This is a genomic window from Pseudomonas sp. v388, assembly GCF_003935425.1.
Classification (GTDB): Bacteria; Pseudomonadota; Gammaproteobacteria; order Pseudomonadales; family Pseudomonadaceae; genus Aquipseudomonas.
Map to the genome: position 1 here is coordinate 133632 of NZ_RHQN01000007.1, position 16733 is coordinate 150364.

General features: G+C 62.1%; 14 protein-coding genes. 3 read left to right on the top strand and 11 right to left on the bottom strand.

Annotated features, from left to right (window positions below):
• Positions 1-82: 82 nt before the first annotated feature.
• Positions 83-1234: an acyl-CoA dehydrogenase family protein gene (locus tag EGJ27_RS17465; RefSeq protein WP_125831989.1), complete on the bottom strand. Its 1152-nt coding sequence runs from the start codon at positions 1232-1234 to the stop codon at positions 83-85.
• A complete protein-coding gene (locus EGJ27_RS17470; protein ID WP_125831990.1) occupies positions 1216-2349 on the bottom strand; it encodes an enoyl-CoA hydratase/isomerase family protein in 1134 nt (377 codons plus the stop codon). The genes EGJ27_RS17465 and EGJ27_RS17470 overlap by 19 nt, the downstream gene beginning before the upstream one ends.
• A 234-nt stretch (positions 2350-2583) precedes the next feature.
• Between EGJ27_RS17470 and EGJ27_RS17475 the strand changes: the two genes are divergently transcribed.
• Positions 2584-4263, top strand: a complete 1680-nt coding sequence (locus tag EGJ27_RS17475) for an MFS transporter (protein WP_125831991.1) — start codon at positions 2584-2586, stop codon at positions 4261-4263.
• A complete protein-coding gene (locus EGJ27_RS17480; protein ID WP_125831992.1) occupies positions 4260-5423 on the top strand; it encodes an HlyD family secretion protein in 1164 nt (387 codons plus the stop codon). Before EGJ27_RS17475 ends, EGJ27_RS17480 begins: the two co-directional genes overlap by 4 nt.
• A 959-nt stretch (positions 5424-6382) precedes the next feature.
• Here the strand turns inward: EGJ27_RS17480 and EGJ27_RS17485 are convergent.
• The 3 genes from EGJ27_RS17485 to EGJ27_RS17495 form a co-directional block, all read right to left on the bottom strand.
• Positions 6383-7204 carry an aldo/keto reductase gene (locus tag EGJ27_RS17485; RefSeq protein ID WP_125831993.1) on the bottom strand — a complete coding sequence of 274 codons (822 nt, stop codon included), beginning with the start codon at positions 7202-7204 and terminating at the stop codon, positions 6383-6385.
• Between the two features lie 81 nt (positions 7205-7285).
• Positions 7286-8917 (bottom strand): methyl-accepting chemotaxis protein, encoded by a 1632-nt coding sequence (locus tag EGJ27_RS17490; RefSeq protein WP_125831994.1) that lies wholly within the window; start codon positions 8915-8917, stop codon positions 7286-7288.
• A 352-nt stretch (positions 8918-9269) separates the two neighbouring features.
• Positions 9270-9875, bottom strand: coding sequence for a TetR/AcrR family transcriptional regulator (locus EGJ27_RS17495; protein ID WP_125831995.1), 606 nt, complete (start codon positions 9873-9875; stop codon positions 9270-9272).
• A 281-nt stretch (positions 9876-10156) separates the two neighbouring features.
• Here EGJ27_RS17495 and EGJ27_RS17500 point away from each other — a divergent pair, with 281 nt between their 5' ends.
• Entirely contained in the window at positions 10157-11065 is a 909-nt protein-coding gene (locus EGJ27_RS17500; RefSeq protein WP_125831996.1) for a DUF808 domain-containing protein, read from the top strand.
• A gap of 62 nt (positions 11066-11127) precedes the next feature.
• On the opposite strand, the gene EGJ27_RS17505 is transcribed toward EGJ27_RS17500, so the two are convergent.
• From EGJ27_RS17505 to puuE, 6 genes are all read right to left on the bottom strand, one after another.
• On the bottom strand, positions 11128-11913 hold the full coding sequence (locus EGJ27_RS17505) for an outer membrane protein OmpK (protein WP_125831997.1): 786 nt from the start codon (positions 11911-11913) through the stop codon (positions 11128-11130).
• 366 nt (positions 11914-12279) lie between these two features.
• Positions 12280-13563 (bottom strand): urate hydroxylase PuuD, encoded by a 1284-nt coding sequence (locus tag EGJ27_RS17510; protein WP_125831998.1) that lies wholly within the window; start codon positions 13561-13563, stop codon positions 12280-12282.
• Between the two features lie 12 nt (positions 13564-13575).
• Entirely contained in the window at positions 13576-14100 is a 525-nt protein-coding gene (locus tag EGJ27_RS17515; protein WP_125831999.1) for an ureidoglycolate lyase, read from the bottom strand.
• Between the two features lie 62 nt (positions 14101-14162).
• Positions 14163-15158: an allantoicase gene (gene alc, locus EGJ27_RS17520; RefSeq protein WP_125832000.1), complete on the bottom strand. Its 996-nt coding sequence runs from the start codon at positions 15156-15158 to the stop codon at positions 14163-14165.
• Complete coding sequence (gene uraD / locus EGJ27_RS17525; protein WP_125832001.1) at positions 15155-15697, bottom strand: 2-oxo-4-hydroxy-4-carboxy-5-ureidoimidazoline decarboxylase; 543 nt, start codon at positions 15695-15697, stop codon at positions 15155-15157. Before uraD ends, alc begins: the two co-directional genes overlap by 4 nt.
• The gene (gene puuE, locus EGJ27_RS17530; RefSeq protein ID WP_125832002.1) at positions 15694-16623 is read right to left on the bottom strand and encodes an allantoinase PuuE; all 930 of its coding nucleotides are present in this window, start codon (positions 16621-16623) and stop codon (positions 15694-15696) included. Before puuE ends, uraD begins: the two co-directional genes overlap by 4 nt.
• Positions 16624-16733: the final 110 nt, after the last annotated feature.

Below are 16733 nucleotides of genomic sequence, written 5' to 3' on the forward strand. Positions count from 1 at the left end.
TGCTGGCGACGGCGGGATGGCAGTCGCGGGCAAGCGCCTACGGGGCAAGGCGAATCTGCGTGAGCGAAACGGGTTCTGCCACTCAAACCAGATAGTTGCGCAGTTCCCTGGCGATCAGCAGCCGCTGGATTTCGCTGGACCCTTCGTAGATCTGGGTAATCCGTGCATCCCGGTAGTAGCGCTCCACCGGATAGTCTTCCAGGTAACCGTAACCGCCATGGATCTGGATCGCCTTAGAGCACACTTTCTCGGCCATTTCGGACGCGAACAGCTTGGCCTGGGAAGCTTCCGACAGACAGGGCAGGCCGGCACTGCGCAGCCGCGCGGCGTGCAGCACCAGCAATCGGCTCGCGTTGATGCGGGTATGCATGTCGGCCAGCAGGTTGGCGATGCTCTGGTGCTCGATGATCGGTTTGTCGAACTGCACCCGTTCGCGGGCATAAGCCAGCGCGGCCTCAAAGGCTGCGCGAGCGATGCCCAGCGCCTGGGCGGCAATGCCGATGCGGCCGCCTTCAAGGTTCGACAGGGCGATGGCCAGCCCCTTGCCCCGTTCACCCAGCAGATTGGCCGCCGGAATGCGGCAGTCATTCAGCGTAACGGCGCAGGTGTCGGAGGCGCGAATGCCCATCTTGTGTTCGCTGCGGTCCACGGTGAACCCCGGGTTGTCAGTGGGCACCAGAAACGCCGAGAGGCCTTTCTTGCCCAGCTCCGGGTCGGTTACCGCAAACACGATGGCCAGTTGGGCGCGCTTGCCGTTGCTGACAAACTGCTTGGCACCGTTGATCACCCATTCATCGCCCTGCCGTTCGGCGCGGGTGCGCAGGTTATGCGCCTCGGAACCGGCATGGGGCTCGGTCAGGCAAAAGCAACCGATGGCCTTGCCGCTGGCCAGCTTCTCCAGCCAGGCGTGTTTTTGCTCTTCACTGCCGTAATTGAGGATCGGGCCGCAGCCTACCGAACTGTGAACACTCATCAGTGTGCCGGTGGCGGCGTCGGCGGCAGACACTTCCTCGACGGCCAGGGCATAGGCCACGTAATCGATATAAGTGCCGCCCCATTGCTCGGGCACGATCATGCCCAAGAGCCCCAGCTCACCCATCTTCGTCACGAGCGCATCGTCGATCCAGCCGGCTTTTTCCCAGGCCTGGGCGTGGGGCGCGATTTCGTTTCGGGCGAAGTCGCGTGCCATGTCGCGGATCATCACCTGCTCTTGGTTCAGTTCGATATCTTGCATGTCTCAACCTCCAGGCCGCTGAAGAAACCCTGCACGTCGGCCGCAAGAACGTCCTGCGGGCGGGCATGTTTCCAGTGCGGCTTCTTGTCCTTGTCGATGATGAGGGCGCGCACACCCTCGAGAAAGTCGCCCTGCTCGAACCACTGGCGGTCCAGGTGCAGTTCCATGTCGAAACAGGCCGGCAACGCCAGGTGCCGCCCGCGCCTGAGCATCTCCAGCGTTACGGCCATGGCCAGAGGCGAATGGCCGCGCATGCGCTTGGTCGTGTCCAGCGCCCAGGAGTGAGTGTCCGCCACGTTGACCTGCTCGAGCTGTTCAATGATGCTCGCGATGTCCGGCAGGGCAAAGAAGTGGTCGATGGCCGGGCGCAGCTGGGCCAGCGGCGGGGAAGGCAGGTTCTGCCGGGCCAGCCTCGCCATCGCACCTTGCAGATCCTTGAGCGGCGTGGACTTCCATTTCAGGTGATCGAGCATATGGTCCAGGCGACCGAGCAATGCGCTGTCCATCGCCCAGTCGGCAAGCCCGCAATACAGCGCGTCGGCCGCACCGATCTGCGCGCCGCTCAGGGCCAGGTAAATGCCCAGTTCGCCGGGCAGCCTGGACAGGAAGTGACTGGCGCCGACATCCGGGAAATAGCCGATGGCGACTTCCGGCATGCCCAGCCGGCTGCGCTCGGTGACCACCCGCAGATCGGCGCTTTGCACCAGTCCCATGCCGCCGCCCAGCACCAGGCCGTCCATCAGCGCCAGCACGGGTTTGCGGTAATGGTGCAGCATCAGATCCAGCGCGTATTCCTCGGCAAAAAAGGTGTGATGCAGCGGTTCGTCGCCCGGCGCATGACCGGGTTGCCGCCAGGATCGATACAGCGCACGAATGTCACCTCCGGCACAGAAGGCCTTGTCACCCGCGCCGCGCAGTACCACCGCATACACCGCATCATCCTCGGCCCATCGGCTGAGCTGGCGCGTCAAGGCGCGGATCATCTCCAGATCCAGGGCATTGAGCCCGGCGGGGCGATTGAGGGTCAGGTGGCCGATATGGTTGCGAACCTCGGCCAGCACGGTGGCGTTGGCTGGCTGGCGTAGCGATAAGGCGGGTAAGACCTGTGAACTCATGCTGAACTCCTTGTTCATGTTCGCTTGTTATTCTAGTGTTCGCCGGATACGCAACTGATCCTAGCAGTGCAAATCTGCAAAGCAAAACTGCGTTCTTGACCCATCGGACAGGCCAGCGTTTCGCTGGGCGGGGCTTGTCGGCGCGATGCCTGAGCAGAAGGTGACGAGTATTCTGGCGGTCCTTGCTGTCACACATGTGAATTCTTCAGGCTGCGCCCATGATTGATACGCCCCATGACTGACAAGTACGCGCCGCGCGAGTGGGCTCCCCACGAACGCCCGGTAATGCCCGGCTCGCCGTCTACACCGCTGCATTCGACCGGCAAGCGCTGGGCGTTCGCCATCATCGGCGTCATCGTTGCGCTCACCGGTGGGCTGGGCAACGCGCTGGTGGTCGCCAATCTGCCCTACCTGCAAGGCGCGCTGGGCGCCACCTCGGTGGATATCGCCTGGCTGCCTGCTGCCTACTTCATGACCAATCTATCGATGAACCTGCTGCTGGTGAAATTTCGCCAGCAGTTCGGGCTGCGCACGTTCACCGAGCTGTTTCTGGTCCTGTATGTACTGGTGACCCTGGCGCACCTGTTCGTCAATGACATCGAGTCCGCCATTGCGGTGCGCGCTGCCCACGGCATGGTCGGCGCGGCGCTCAGTACCTTGGGCCTGTACTACATGATCCAGGCGTTCCCGCAGAAATGGCGGATGAAGGCGCTGGTGCTGGGGCTGGGCACCGCGCAGCTGGCGACGCCGCTGGCCAGGCTGGTCTCCGAGGATCTGTTGCAGATCGCCGAGTGGCGCGGGCTGTATCTGTTCGAGTTGGGCATGGCACTGCTGTCGCTGGGGTGCGTGCTATTGCTCAAGCTGCCGCCGGGCGATCGCTTCAAGGCCTTCGAAAAACTCGACTTCCTCACCTTCGGCCTGCTCGCCAGCGGCTTTGCACTGTTGTGCGCGGTGCTCTCGCTGGGGCGGATCGAATGGTGGCTGGAGGCCGACTGGATCGGCCTGGCCTCGGCGGCGTCCATCGTACTGATCTGCGCGGGCCTGGCCATCGAACACAATCGCAGCAACCCGCTGTTGATTACGCGCTGGCTGGGCAGCGGGGCGATCCTGCGTCTGGCGCTGGCGGTGATACTGTTCCGCGTCGTGCTGTCGGAGCAATCGGTGGGCGCGGTCGCCTTTCTCCAGGCGCTGAACATGGGCAGCGAGCAATTGCATACCCTGTATCTGGTCATGCTGTTGGGCAGTATCTGCGGGCTGGTTACCAGCGCGCTGACCATCAACCCGGCGCACCTGATCAAGCCACTGCTCATTTCCCTGGCCATGATGGCGGCCGGAGCCTGGATGGACAGCGGCTCGACCAACCTGACCCGTCAATCCAACATGTACCTGAGTCAATTCCTGCTGGCCTTCGGCGGCACCTTCTTTCTCGGCCCGACCCTGGTGCTGGGCATCAGCGGGGTGCTGGCCAACCCGCGCAACATGGTGAGCTTTTCGGTGCTGTTCGGGATCACTCAGAACCTGGGCGGACTGATCGGATCGGCGGCCCTTGGCACGTTTCAGATCGTGCGCGAGAAATTCCACTCCAGCCACATCGTCGAGCACTTGACCCTGATCGACCCGCTGGTACAGGCACGCATCCAGAGCTACAGCGCCGCGTACAGCTCAACCATTGCCGACCCCGCGCTGCGCAACACGCAAGGCGTGCGCGCCCTGGCCAGTGCCGCGACCCGCGAAGCCAACGTGCTGGCCTACAACGATGTATTCATGCTGATCGCCTTGATCGCCGTGCTGACCATGATCTGGATTTCAGCGCGAGTGCTTTGGCTTAAAATGACCACCCAGCCTCTGCCGCTGGCGCCTGTCGCGCCGTCGGCTCCGCCTTCAGTACCCCACAGCGGTGCCCGAACTTCATGACCGAACCGACCTCTTCCGACAGCAACCCGACCCGCAGCGCCAGCGACGGCCCACCGCCGGCCCCACTCAAATCGCCGGTCACCAGCCAGCCGCGCCCGCTGCGCACGCGAGTGGTTTCTTCGGCCATTTTCGCCGGCATTGCCCTGATCGGCGTGCTGATCGTGCTGTACGCCTGGCAACTGCCGCCGTTCGGCAGCCCCATCGAGAGCACCGAAAACGCTCAGGTACACGGCCAGACCACCGTGATCGGGCCGCAACTGAGCGGGTATGTGCATGAAGTGCCGGTGCAAGACTTCCAGTTCGTCAAGGCCGGCGACCTGCTGGTGCGTCTGGACGACCGCATCTACCGCCAGCGGCTGGATCAGGCGCTGGCGCAACTGGCGGTGGAGAAGGCTTCGCTGGCCAACAATCTGCAGCAGCGGCGCAGTGCCGAGGCGACCATTGCCCAGCGTGAGGCCGAGCTGCAAAACAGCATCGCCCAGGGCCGCAAGAGCGCTGCTGACCTGCGGCGCAGCAAGGCCTTGGTTACCGACGGTTCGGTGTCGAAAAGCGAGCTGGACGTCGCGCTCGCCGCCGACGCTCAAGCCACTGCCGCGGTGGCCGAAGCCAGGGCCGCAGTGCTGATCGCGCGGGAAGACCTGCAAACCGTGATCGTCAACCGCGGCTCGCTGCAAGCCTCGGTCGCCAATGCCGAGGCGGCCATCGAACTGGCGCGCATCGATCTGGACAACACCCGCATCACCGCGCCTCGCGATGGTCAGTTGGGGCAGATCGGCGTGCGGCTGGGCGCCTATGTCAATTCCGGCGCGCAACTGATGGCGCTGGTGCCCAAGCGGTTGTGGATCGTTGCCAATATGAAGGAAACCCAAATGGCCGACGTGCGTTTGGGGCAGCCGGTGAGCTTTACGGTCGATGCGCTGAATCACTTCAAGATGCACGGCCGCGTACAACGCATCTCACCGGCGACCGGTTCGGAGTTCAGTGTGATGCCGGCAGACAATGCGACCGGCAACTTTGTGAAAATCTCTCAGAGGATACCGGTGCGGATCATCGTCGATGCCGATCAGCCCGAGCTGGATCGCTTGCGGCCTGGGATGTCGGTGGTGGTCAGTATCGACACCAGCGGCGAGGGTGACGTGCCGCCTGATCCGACCGAATGAGGCACGGCCCTTGCGGGGAGGAACCTGAACACAAGGCAAACTGATGATGGATATGCCCCAAACCGTCAGGTCGCCTTCGTTAGCAGGCTGGCTCCTGCAAGTATGTCGGCCGCAGGTCCGAGCGTATCGGACCCGCTGGGTTTGGGGGTATATCCGTTACCAGGTTGCCTGATTGTTTGGTTCCGGCCCTTACGGCCGGCTTACTTTGGTTTCGCCCAAAGTAAGCAAAGGCATTGCTCCTGGTTCCGGCCCCGCCTGTCGGCGGGGTTCCCTCGCTCCGGCATTGCTCCGGGGGCCGTGCTGCAAAGGGCCGTCCCGGCCCGCAGCACTCACTCGGCCTCCCTGCCTCGTTTCCCCCTGCGCAATGCCTCCACTCGGCCTCCACACGTCGCGTACGGCGGTGACTGGGCCATCGTGGTTTAAAAGCAAAAAGCCAAAGCTTTTGCTCTTCTCCACAAATCTCCCAGGCGCCGCCCATCGCGACTTGGGTGCAGGCCGAACGGAGGTGTCGCGGAACCGGGGAGCGAGGCAGGGATGCCGAGCCAGCGCTGTGGGCCGGGACGGCCCTTTCAGCGCGGCCCGGTGGAGCGGCACCGCAGTGAGGGAACCCCGCCGACAGGCGGGGCCAAACCAGGAGCAGTGGCTTTGGTTACTTTCCCCGAAAGGAAAGTGACCCGGCCGTAAGGGCCGGAACCAAACGATCAGGCACCCTGACAATGGATATGCCCCTAGACCGCAAGGCCGCCTTCGCCAGCAAGTGTGCCGGCCGCAGGTCCGAGCGTGCAGGAGCCGCTGGATTTGGCGCCGGAACCAGACGATCAGGCGACCCGGTAACGGATATGCCCACCACCAGCATCCGCCTTCGCCAGCAAGCTGGCTTCAACCAAAAATCTCTCAACGGGGCCGTTCAAGGCAACACCACTATCAGCCGCACGCAAACAGCTGTGGCCCGCAAACCCTTACACCATCGCCAAACGCATTTTCCTCGAAGGCGCAGGCCATGCCCGGTCAAGATCCCCCAGATCCTGAGGCGTCAACTCAATCCCCGTTGCCGCCACATTCAAACGAATATGCTCCGGATTGGTCGCCTTCGGAATCGCGATCATATTCTCCTGGCGCAACACCCAGGCCAGACAAATCTGCGCCGGCGTAGCGCCATGCCGCTGCGCGACTTCCTGCAGCGCCGGGTGATACAGCAGATTTCCCGCCTGACCAATCGGACAATAGGCCATCATCGGCAAATGCCGGTTGGCCGCCCATGGCAGCAGATCGAACTCGATCCCACGCTGCTCCGGGTTGTACAACACCTGATTGGTAGCGCAGTCGGGGTTGTCCAGCTCCATCATGTCCGAGACATCGAAATTGGAGACCCCCCAACGGCCGATCTTGCCCGCTTCACGCAGTCGCTCGAACGCTTCGACGGTCTCGTCCAGCGGGTGTTGTCCCGGCCAATGCAACAGATAAAGATCGATGTAATCCGTATTCATCCGCCGCAAGCTTGCCTCGCACGCCACCGGCATCGCCTTGCGGCTGGCGTTGTGCGGATAGACCTTGCTGACGATGAACACCTTGTCCCGCTGCCCGGCGATGGCCTGGCCGACGATTTCTTCAGCACCGCCGTCGGCATACATTTCAGCCGTGTCGATCAGTGTCAGACCCTGCTCGATGCCCAGGCACAGCCCGGCGATTTCCGCCGAACGCTGATGGCCTTTTTCGCCCATGTGCCAGGTGCCTTGACCCAGCACCGGCACGGTCCTGCCCGCCAGTTCCAGTGTGCGCATGTGACCCCCTGCGATGTAAGTGGATAGGCCTCTGGCAACGCGGCCCGAACGAGGTTCCGTGCAGGCCGTCGTATGGGCACTCTAGACGCGGAATTGTTTCAGCAGGCCGTTCAGCTGTTCACTCAGATGGCGCAGATGCTGGCTGGCTCCGGTCGATTGCTCGGCAGCCAGCGCGGTGCTTTGCGACAGCTGCGCGGCCTGGGTCACGTTCTGGTTGATGTCTTCCACCACATGCGACTGCTGCAAGGTCGCGCTGGCGATAGACGCGTTCAGGCTGTTGAGGTTGCGCAGCGCCTGGCTGATGGAAGACAGGCTCTGGCCGGCCTGGTTGGCCTGCTCGATGGTCAGTTGCGAAGAACGACTGCTGTCGCCGATCACCTTGACCGCCGCATCCGTATGCCGTTGCAGGCGCTCGATCATGCCCTGGATTTCCGCCGTGGATTTCTGGGTGCGCTGGGCGAGCAGGCGAACTTCGTCGGCCACCACCGCAAAGCCGCGACCCTGTTCGCCGGCGCGGGCCGCTTCGATGGCGGCGTTGAGGGCCAGCAGGTTGGTCTGCTCGGCAATCGAGCTGATCACTTCCAGCACGCTGCCGATCTGAGTGCTTTCGCTGGCCAGGGTCTGCATCACCTCGACCGCCTGGCCGATGGTGCCGGACAGGTGGCCGATCTGTTTGAGGCTGTTATCGATGTTGATCTGCCCCTGCTGCGCCTGGGATTCGGCGTCGCGCATTTCGCTGGCCGCATGTTCGGCGTTCTTGGCCACATCCTGCACGCCATAGGTCACTTCATTGACGGCGGTGGCCACCAGATCCATCTGTTGCGATTGCTGCTGGCTGCGTGATTGGGCCTGTTCGGCGTCGTGCCCCAGCTCCGTGGACGCCTGGGCAAGCCCGACTGCCGATGTTTGCAACTGGCCCACGACGTTGCGTAGCTTGGCGACGAAAGCATTGAAATGCCGTGCCAGTTCGGCAACTTCATCGTTGCCTCGTGTTTCAAGGCTTCGGGTCAGGTCGCTTTCGCCGCTGGAAATGTTGGCCATGGCCTGCACCGTCTGGCGCAGCGGCAACACGATGCTGCGCACGATCAGGCTCAGCAGCACTACCAGCACCAGCACGATCCCGGCGCTGTAGATCAAGGCGATGAACATCTGCTGCCGGAATTCGACTGCCACGTCGTCCACGTAGACCCCGGAACCCAGAATCCAGCCCCATGGCTGGAACAGTTGCACGTAAGAGGTTTTTTTCACCGGCTCGCTGGCGCCAGGCTTGGGCCAGCGATAATTGACCATTCCGGCGCCCTGGCTCTTGGCAACGGTGACCATTTCGTTGAACACCGCAAAGCCGTCCGGATCGCGGATGGCGGACAGGTCCTGGCCTTCGAGCTTGGGGTTGGTGGGGTGCATGACCATCACCGGCCGCAGGTCGTTGATCCAGAAATAATCGCCCTGGCCGTAGCGCAGTACGCGAATTTCCTTGAGCGCCTGCTGTTGCGCCGCTTCGCGGGTCAGCGAACCGGCCGCTTCCAGGCCCTGATAATACGAAAGCACACCGCTGACGGTCTGTACGACGTGCATGGTCTTCTCGGCCTTGGCCTGGTACAGATCGTCGTGGATCTGCTTGAGCATGGCGGCGGCCAGAACAAACAGCATCAGCACAGAAACGATAAGGATCAGCCACAACCGACGGCTGATGGACAGACTGCGCATGTTCATGATCTACACCCCGATGTCATTATTTTTGTTTTACGAATGCTGAACGACGCGAACGCCGTTTCCGGTTCTTCTTCATAGCGTCTCGGCGCAAGATGACCAAACCTGAGACCTGAGTCACGTTTATTTACAGCTGTCTTTGGATGTAGGCGAATGCTTACAGCAACTCAAGCCAATTGCTATTTGCCGGGCTGGTGTCTGGGCGTAGGATCCAATTCAACAGCTGCAACGAAGGATCGTTGTGGTGGTCAGGGATGATCGACCATTGCCAGGAGGCAGCCGACAGGATGTTGGGATGGTCATGTACGCAAAACGACCCGCTTCGGCGGGTTTTTTGCTTTCTGCGATTCGGTTTTCAGTCGGGCTCGCAGCCTTTGAGTACCAGCCGCAGGATCGTCCGGGTTGCGGCCTCGTAATCGGCGTCGTCCAGCCGCTGTTTGCCGGTGACCGTGGAGATCTGCCAGTCGAAGTCGGCGTAGGTCTGGGTCGCGGCCCAGATGGTGAACATCAGGTGATGCGGGTCCAGCGGGGCGATCTGGCCGCTGTCGATCCAGGCCTGAATGCACTCGATGTTGTGCCTGGCCTGGCCGTTGAGGTGTTCGATCTGCTCAGGCGTGAGGTGCGGTGCGCCATGCATGATTTCGCTGGCAAAGACCTTGGAGGCGAAGGGCAGGTCGCGGGAGATCCGGATCTTGGCGCGAATGTAGCTGCTCAGCACCTCGGCAGGGACCCCTTGCGGGTTGAACGGCTTTGAGGCGCGCAGGATCGGTTCGATGATGCTTTCCAGCACCTCGCGATAGAGGTTTTCCTTGGACTTGAAGTAGTAATAGACGTTGGGCTTGGGCAGCCCGGCCCTCGCCGCGATGTCACCGGTCTTGGTGGCGGCGAAGCCTTTATCGGCGAATTCTTCACTGGCGGCGCGCAAGATGAGTTGCATGTTGCGCTCGCGGATACTGCTCATGACCGGTCATCCCTTGCCTGCACGGCGGTGGCGCATAGTAGCACCGGGTCCGCTCCTACTGAAACGTCGCAACCTGTGGGAGCGAGCTTGCTCGCGATCTGCCGCGCAGCGGCAGTAAAACAGCGTCCCACCCAAATCAGGCTACCAAGTCGCTGCTTCGGCTCCTGCAGCGCAGCCAAACCATTCCCCCGCCCGCTGGTCATACCTTGTCACGCCACCGGGCTACGGGCTGTGATTCAATACACGCCATTCATGTTTCATTTCTTTCAAGGATATTCATTTTGGCTGCTGGAAGTTTGCTGACCCTGTTGGATGACATTGCAACGCTGCTGGACGACGTGGCGCTTGCGACCAAGAAGACTGCCGGTGTGCTGGGCGATGACCTGGCGCTCAATGCCCAGCAAGTGACCGGCGTGACGGCAGACCGGGAATTGCCGGTGGTGTGGGCCGTGGCCAAGGGGTCGCTGCTCAACAAAGCGATCCTGGTGCCGGCCGCGCTGCTGATCAGCGCTTTTGTCCCGTGGCTGATCACGCCGCTGCTGATGATCGGCGGCGCGTTCCTGTGTTTTGAAGGCTTCGAGAAAATTGCTCACAAGTGGCTGCACCCGGAAACCGACGCCGAGCATGAAGAGCGCAAGAAGGTCGCCGCCGACGAGACGGTCGACATGGTGGCGTTCGAGAACGAGCGCATCAAGGGCGCGATCCGCACCGACTTCATCCTGTCGGCAGAAATCATCGTGCTGGCGCTGGGCGTGGTATCGGCCAGGCCGTTTCTGGATCAGGTCGGCGTGCTGGTCATCGTCGCGCTGCTGATCACGGTCGGCGTCTATGGGCTGGTGGCCGGCATCGTCAAACTGGACGATCTGGGCCTGTACCTGAAGAAGAAAGCAGGTTCAGTGTCCCAGGCCATCGGCAACGGCCTGCTATGGCTGGCTCCGGTGCTGATGAAGGTGTTGTCGATCCTGGGCACGGCAGCGATGTTCATGGTCGGCGGCGGCATTCTGGTTCACGGCATGCCGTTCCTGCATCACTTGGTTGACGGCATGACCGCAGCCGCTTCCGGCGCTGTCGGTGCCGTGGCGGTCATTGTCCCGACGTTACTCGATGCAGTGGCGGGGATCATTGCCGGCGGCTTGCTGGTGCTGGTGTTCACCCTGGCGAGCAAAATGTGGAAAAGCGCCAGGGCGTGATCTGCCGGCGGACACAAAAAAGGGGCGCTTGATAGCGCCCCTTTTTTTGTTCCGCAAGCGACTTAGAAGAACACTTTGACCAACAGGCTGGCGGTGTTCTGGTTGGTGTCGAAGGCGGCGGTGTCCTTGATGCCGTACTTGTCGCTCCAGTAGTCGTATTCGATACCGACGTACAGCTGACGATCCTGCAGGCTCAGCGCCTTGCCCAGGTCGTATTTGATCTGCGGGTTGAAGTGCAGGTTGGCGTGGTAAGTGCCACGGGAGTTGCTGTCGTTGTCCACGACCCAGTCCATGAAACCATCGATCAGGATGTCCGACTTGCCCACCGGAATGGTGTAGGACCACACCGGCGTGATCTGCCAGACGTTGTCGCCGGCACGGCTGCCTTCGGTGTGGCGCTGGTAGAAGTTGAGCTGGAAGTAGTCGAAGCCGGGAATGTCCAGATCGAAGCCCGGACCGATCAAGTACGACTCGTTGTCGCCTTCGCCGAACTCGTAAGTGGCGGCCAGCAGCACGTCCTTGATCGGACCGAACTCGAATTTCTGGCCGAAGATCTTGCCCATCGACAGACGCGGCGAGAACTCACCGTAATAGGTGTTGTTGCCCGCAGCGGCGTCAGGCTTGCCGTTGTAGAAGATTTTGTCGACGAACAGGAAGTTGTCGCCATACTTCCAGGCGTCGGCGTGTTCGAAGGTGAACGTCTGCTGGATGTGCGGGTTGACCGTAAAGTCCCGGCCGTTGAGGTAGGTCAGGCTGTTGCTCTGCCATTGGAACAGGCCCTCGGCCAGTGCCGGCCCGGCCGCCAGCAGACTTCCCGCCAACAACACGCTGGAAAAAGTGCGTTTCATGTGATGCTCCCCTGGTCTCGATAAGGTCGTGGGAGGGCGCTCTTTATTCGGCGCTTGTCCCGCTGTAATAAATTGTCTGTTCGGTCAACTATCCTGCAGATAGCAAGAGCTGAGCCAAGTGCTGTTTTTAGGTCGAAATATCCCCTCGGCCGCCCGCAAAACGGCCGATGACGGAGATGTTTTCAACAAGACGGACGCGTTATCGGTCGCTCGATGAGTCGACCGTTCGGTCAGGTTCCTGGATGCCGGGCAAACGGCCCGGATCAACAGCGGCGGCGGAGGATACTGGCTTGTCAGTTCCGGCTCAAGTGCTCCAGGACAGGGCGTACAGGCCCGGCGCTGGCGCACGAGAGGGCGCCGGCTCCGTTACTGTCGGCTGTTGCCGTGCTGATCGACCCAGGCGCCGAGCAGTTCGCGTTCCTGAATCGTCATCTGGGTGATATTGCCCAGCGGCATGATCTGCGAGGTGACCGCCTGGGCCTGGATACGTGTCGCTTGCTGACGAATCTGTTCGGCGCTGTCGAACATCACGCCGGCAGGGGCCGCGCTGAACAGTGAGCTGGTGGGTTTGGCCGAATGGCAGACCGTGCAACGCAACTGTATGACCTGCTGCACCTGGGCGAAATCCACGGCCGGTGCCGCAGCGGCTACAGACGGCGCGACCGGCTCGGGCCGTGGCTCGTCCGCCCGGTAACCGCCCACCGCAGTGCCCGGCAGCGGCTGATACTGGATGCCGACTGCCGCGCTGGACGGCGGCTGCGCCGGACCGGTGACGTAAGCCAGGCACAGCATGCCCAGCGCGGCGACCGGCAGCGTCCAGGCAAAACGGTGGCTGTCGTGCCGGGTATTGAAGTAGTGGCGCACCAGCACCGCGAGCGCAGCAATGGCCGCCAGGATCAGCCAGTTGTACTGGCTGCCGTAGGTGCTGGGAAAGTGGTTGCTGATCATGATGAACAGCACCGGCAGGGTGAAATAGTTGTTGTGCCGCGAACGCAGCAGGCCCTTGGCCGGGAGGCTCGGGTCCGGTGTGCGGTTCTCGGCGATGGCGGCTACCAGCGCGCGTTGGGCGGGCATGATGATGCGGAACACGTTGCCGACCATGATGGTGCCCATGATCGCGCCCACATGCAGATAGGCGCCGCGACCACTGAAAACCTGGCTGAAGGCCCAGGCGGCGGCGACCAGCAGGACGAACAGAAGCAAACCCAGCAACGCCGGCCGCTTGCCCAGCGCCGAGTCGCACAAGATGCTGTAGACGAACCAGCCGACCAACAGCGAGCCCAGGCCGATGCCCACACCTTCGATGCCACTCAGCGAGCTGCCCGGCGCCAGCAGGTACAGCGTCGGGTTGGCGTAAAACACCACGCACAACAGCGCCACGCCGGATAGCCACGTCGAATAAGCCTCCCATTTGAACCAGTGCAGGTTCTCCGGCATGGTCGGCGGCGCGAGTTTGTATTTCTCCAGGTGATAGATGCCGCCGCCGTGAATGGCCCACAAGTCGCCGGACAAACCTTCGCGTGGGTTGCTGCGGTTGAGGTTGTTTTCCAGCCAGACGAAGTAGAACGACGCACCGATCCAGGCCACGCCGACAATCATGTGAATCCAGCGCACGCCCAGATTCAGCCATTCCATCCAATGTGCCTGCACGCCGATTTCCTTCTACAGTAACGTCCCGGCGATTTCCCTCGCCGGGTCGAGTCGCATCCGCTGGTGTTCGGCGAAGAAATACTCGTCGCAGTTGTTGCCGCTGCCGCTGCGATCCACCACCAGAAAGTCGTCCTGCGCCTGCAGGGCCAGCACCGGGTGATGCCAGACTCCACGGTGATAGTTCACGCCTTGCTGGCCGTTGGACACGAAGGCGCGGGTCAGTCCGGCTTGCGGTACATCGCCCGCCGGAGCGACCACGATCAGGAACCGGTTGCCCAGCAACGGAATGAACGCCTGGCTGCCCAAGGGGTGGCGTTCAAGCATGGCGATGGTCAACGGCATCGGCAGCGCCTGGGCGCGGAAGATGCTGATGATCGCCTTGTCGTCCGGCAGCGCGGTGTCCACCTCTGCCAGCCGATGGAAGCGCTGCGTCGAGCCGTTGTTGATCATGAAATGCGCGCTGCCCGCGGTCTCAATCACGTCACCGAACGGCGCGAAGGCTTCCTTGGTCAGCGGTTCGAGGGTGAGTGCTTGCATAGGTGGTCTTCTGTTTTCAAATTCAAATAACGCATGCTCGATATCCTGAAGCTGCGCCGCTTTTACTGGGCAATCTTCCCCAACACCCGCAACCGGCTCACGCCACCATCTGGAAACACGTTCAGGCGGATGTGGGTGATCGGGCCGATGGCTTTTATCTGTTCGGCGAACTCATGTTCGGCGTGCATGCTCAGTTTCTGGCTGGGCAGCAGTTCGCGCCAGAACAGGCTCTGGGTTTCGATCTGGCTGTCTGTGCCGCCTTTGACGAACGCGCCCTGGATCGAGCAACTGTCGGGGTAATTGCCCTTGAAGTGCAGCGTGTCGACGATGACCTTTTCCACTTCACCGGCATGCCCCAGCGCGACGATTACCCAGTCATTGCCCGGCGTGCGGCGGCGCGCGGTTTCCCAGCCGTCGCCCATGTTCACGCCGCGACCGGGATTGAGAATGTTGCTCATGCTGCCGTAATGCTCGTCGGAGCAGGCAATCGAGCGTCCGCCGTTGAGCGCCGACACCAGGTCGATCTGCTCGTTGTCGGCAACCTTCGACCAGTCGCGATGAGGCACGCCATGCACGCGCAAACGCGCGATGCCGCCGTCCGGGTAAATGTTGAAACGCAGGTGGCTGAACGGCTGAGCGGCGCCGATTTCATGGTAGTGATGGCTGTTGCCCTGTAGCTCCACCGACGGCAGGATTTGCGTCCACTCGGTGTGCTCGTCCGGATCGCCCGAGGCCAGGAAGCAGGCTTCCAGCGACGCCGAGGGCGGGTAGTTGCCGGTAAAGAACGAGGTGTCGATATCCACGCCCTTGATGACGCCGGCCACCCCCAGCTTGATCACCGCGCTGTCGAACCCTTCGAAGCGCTTGCGCCGCGATTCCCAGCCATCCATCCACTTGCCGTTGTCATCGAACACGCCTTCTTTCCACACCGCCGGCGTCGGCTGAAACAGGCGGTTGGCGTCGGCGAACCAGTCATCGGTCACCGACAGAATCCTGGTGCCCAGGCGCGCATCGGCCAGGTTCACGAACTTCTCGAAAGGTGCGGCGTACTCTTTCATTCTGCGGGTCTGCCTTCTGGACGGGGAGTGGATGCGTTCTCTTGCAGCGCCTGCAAGCGGAACAGCGCGATCTTGTCGATTTCAGCCAGGGCGCAGGCGAACTCGGTTTCCGGGCTGTGGGCCATACGTTGCTCGAACGCCGCCAGTATCCGGTGCCGGTCGCTGCCCTTGACCGCCATGATGAACGGGAAGCCGAACCGAGCTTTGTAGGCCTCGTTCAGCCGATTGAAACGCTGGAATTCCTCAGGCGTGCACAGATGAATACCGGCGCCGGCCTGTTCGTCGGTACTGGCCTGGGTCAGTTCGCCCTGGACCGCGGCCTTGCCGGCCAGGTCCGGGTGAGCGTTGATCAGCGCCAGCTGCTGTTCGGGCGTCGCGTTCAGCAACACCCGGCTCATTCGCTCGTGCAGCTTTTCGATATCGTCCAGCTCGGCGAGCGGGGCCATGTCATAGGCCTGCTCGGCCACCCACGGCGAATGCTCGTAGATGTCGGCGAAGGTTTCGATGAATGCCACTCGGGTGAGCGAGGAGGGGTTCATTGTCCGGTTCCTGCGCTATGGGGATGATGCTGATGCCAGTGGCGGGCGATATCGACCCGACGGGTGAACCACACCTGTTCGTGGCCCTTGGCGTATTCGATGAAGCGCTTGAGCGCCGCGAGCCTGGCCGGGCGGCCGATCAGGCGGCAATGCAAACCGATGGAGAGCATCTTCGGCGCCTCGCCGCCTTCGGCGTACAGCACGTCGAAGGCGTCCTTGAGGTACTGGAAAAACTGCTCGCCGTTGTTGAAACCCTGCACCTGAGTAAAGCGCATGTCGTTGGTGTCCAGGGTGTAGGGAATCACCAGATGCGGCTTGCCGGTCGGCGTGTGCGGTTCCCAGTAAGGCAGGTCATCGTCGTAGGTGTCGCTGTCGTAGAGAAAACCGCCTTCTTCGATGACCAGTCGCCGCGTATTCGGCCCGGTGCGGCCGGTGTACCAGCCCAGCGGGCGTTGGCCGGTAATTTCAGTGAGGATGCGGATCGCCTCGTGCAGGTGTTCGCGCTCCCGGGCTTCATCCATGTTCTGGTAATCGATCCAGCGGTAGCCGTGGCTGCAGATCTCATGACCGTCGGCGACCATGGCGCGAATTAACTCCGGATGCCGTTGCGCGGCCATGGCCACGGCAAAGATGGTCAGCGGAATATCGAACTGTCTGAACAGCCGCAGAACCCGCCACACGCCGGCGCGGCTGCCGTATTCATACAGCGATTCCATGCTCAGGTTGCGCTGGCCCTGCAACGGCTGCGCGGCGACCATTTCCGACAGGAAGGCTTCGGATTCGCCGTCACCATGTAGCACGTTGCGTTCGCCGCCTTCCTCGTAATTGAGCACGAATGACAACGCAATGCGCGCCTCGCCCGGCCACCTGGGGTGGGGCGGGTTGTTGCCGTAACCGATCAGATCGCGTGGGTAGTCAGCGCTCACAACGGGTGTCCTCATGTGGCCCGCAGGAACATCTGCAAGAAACTTGCCTGACCAGTCAGGTTATCCCGGAAAATCGCTGCGATATCCGCCGCTTCGGTGCGGCGGGTGTA